This window comes from Rheinheimera marina (assembly GCF_042654345.1).
In the GTDB taxonomy this organism is placed as follows: Bacteria; Pseudomonadota; Gammaproteobacteria; order Enterobacterales; family Alteromonadaceae; genus Pararheinheimera; species Pararheinheimera marina.
Window position 1 is genome coordinate 1 of record NZ_JBHSGB010000011.1, and the last position, 2,603, is coordinate 2,603.

Below are 2,603 nucleotides of genomic sequence, written 5' to 3' on the forward strand. Positions count from 1 at the left end.
TGCATGCTTCGGCTGATTCCGATCACTCATTTCGGTCCAATCCGATCACCCATTTCGGTTTAATCCGATCGCCTATTTCGGTTTTATCCGATCACTTTTAGCCATTTTCCGAAATCGCTGTTCGGAATGCCGGAATCGCTGATCGGAATGCCGAAAGACCGTTCTTTTTCTAACTAAATCAACTGGTAAGCTCGTCCTAACTTTAACTCATTTAGGAAAAGCTGACCATGGCTAGAAAGAGAACAGATATGAGCAAAATTAAAGACATTCTGAGACTTCGCTTTGATGCCGGACTTAGCTTACGAGACATAAGTAAATGCTGCTCTGTGGGTCCAGCGACTGTCAGCGAGATATTGTCACGCTTCGCCAGTAGTGGTTTAAGCTGGCCGCTGGTGACACAAACCTGCGATACAGAGTTAGAACAAGCGGTCTATAAAGGCAAAAACTCGTCCAAGCACAAACGTCAGCCTGACTTCGCGCTGATGCACCAAGAACTCAAACGTAAAGGCATGACCAAGCTGCTGCTATGGCAGGAATATCGTGACCTCGATACGGCCACGGCCTATGGCTACACACAGTTTTGTGAGCATTATCAAACCTGGGTTAAAAGCCTTAAACGCAGCATGCGGCAACTGCATATTGCCGGTGACAAACTGTTTATCGATTATTGTGGGCCAACCGTCGCCATCCTAAACCCTGACACCGGTGAGATCCGGTATCACGCCCAAATCTTTGTTGCCACTTTAGGAGCCTCGAATTACACCTATGTTGAAGCCGGCCGCTCCCAGCAGCTGGAAGATTGGATCATGGCACACGTCCGAGCCTTCGAGTTCTTTGGGGGTATTCCGCGTTTATTGGTGCCGGATAATCTACGCTCCGCCGTTACCAAAACCCATCGTTACATGCCGGTTCTCAATGAGAACTATGCGCGCATGGCACGTCATTACGGCACGGCAATCATGCCAGCCCGGCCTTATAAACCCAAAGACAAATCAAAAGCAGAAAACGCGGTATTGATTGTGGAGCGTTGGATCTTGATGCGATTGCGGCATGAGCATTTTTATACCTTGAACAGCTTAAACCTGCGGATCCGTGAACTGCTGCAAGAGCTTAATCACCGTCAGCAGCGCATCCATCCAGGCTCTCGCTATGAGCTTTATGTCCGGTTTGATAAACCTGCATTAATGCCTTTACCGCTATACCACTATGAATACATCGACAGTAAACAAGCCCGTGTTGCGCCTGATTATCATGTGCTGTATGCCAAACATGCATACTCGGTGCCGCATCATCTGGTGAGTCATACCGTGACGATTGAGGCGACGGCACAAATCATCTGCGTGTATTACCAAGGCAAAGTGGTTGCTCAGCATCCCAGAAAACATCACGACGGTGGCTTTAGCACCGTCAAAGAGCATATGCCTGATGCACATATCAAACAGCGCTGGAGCGCCGAAAGATTACTGGGTTGGGCAGACAACATTGGTAGCGGAGCCAGGGCGGTGATTGCCTTCCAGCTTGAGCGTCGTCAGCATCCGGAGCAGGCGGTAAAAAGCTGTCTGGCCATTCTGAGTCTGGCTAAAAAATATAGTAATGAGCGGCTGGAAGCCGCGTGCCAACAGGCATTGTTGCTGGAACAACCCTACTTAAAAGTGATTAGCAATTTACTAGTGAACAACAAAGAGCATGCCTCAATCGCTGGTGTTGTTAATGAGCAGCCAGCACTGACGCACCACAATATCCGTGGCCAACATTACTACCAATAAGGAAAATCAACATGAGTCTATCGACATTACACGAGCAACTGCGCGCGTTGCGGCTTGGCCACTTTACTCAGGCATTACTGCAGCAACAAACTCAACCCGCGACATACAACGAAATGAGCTTCGAGGAGCGGTTAAGCCTGCTTGCCACGCATGAACTGCTCTGCCGAGATAACACGAAGGTTCAAAAGTTATCTCGCCAAGCGAAATTACGCATTGATGCGCGTGCAAGCCATATCGATTACCGAGCCAATCGCGGATTAAGAAAAGACAAAATCGCGGCCTTACTCAGTGGTCAATATCTGCATCACAATCAGAACATTATCCTGACAGGCGCTACAGGATGTGGAAAAACCTACCTAGCTTGTGCCTTAGCAACACAAGCGTGTGAACAGCATCACAGCACGCGTTACTACCGGCTTGGTGAGCTGTTGGATGAGCTCAATATTGGACGCGCTGACGGATCATACCGTCAGCAACTCAGTGCACTGGCTAAACGTAAGCTACTGATCTTGGACGACTGGGGCATGGAACCACTGACAGCACGCCAAGCAAATGATCTGCTTGATGTGATGGAAATGCGTTATCAACAATCAAGCACCATTATTGCCAGTCAAATACCGACCAGCGAATGGTACAAACTCATTCCGAGCCCCACCATTGCAGATGCGCTGCTAGACCGTTTACTTCACAACAGCCACCGAATTGAATTAACAGGAGACTCGATGAGAAAACTAGACCAATCCGATCACTTAGCGTAAAAATAGAATCAAGAAAAAGAACGGTTAGCAGGTGATCGGATAACTCCGGAATCGCTGATCGGATTCACCGAAATACGCA

2 protein-coding genes are annotated in these 2,603 nt (G+C 48.5%); both read left to right on the top strand.

Features of this window, described 5'->3' with window-relative positions:
* Positions 1-227 precede the first annotated feature (227 nt).
* The gene (gene istA, locus ACFO3I_RS13345) at positions 228-1,766 is read left to right on the top strand and encodes an IS21 family transposase (protein ID WP_377334656.1); all 1,539 of its coding nucleotides are present in this window, start codon (positions 228-230) and stop codon (positions 1,764-1,766) included.
* A gap of 11 nt (positions 1,767-1,777) precedes the next feature.
* Positions 1,778-2,524, top strand: coding sequence for an IS21-like element helper ATPase IstB (gene istB / locus ACFO3I_RS13350; protein WP_117096834.1), 747 nt, complete (start codon positions 1,778-1,780; stop codon positions 2,522-2,524).
* Positions 2,525-2,603 lie beyond the last annotated feature (79 nt).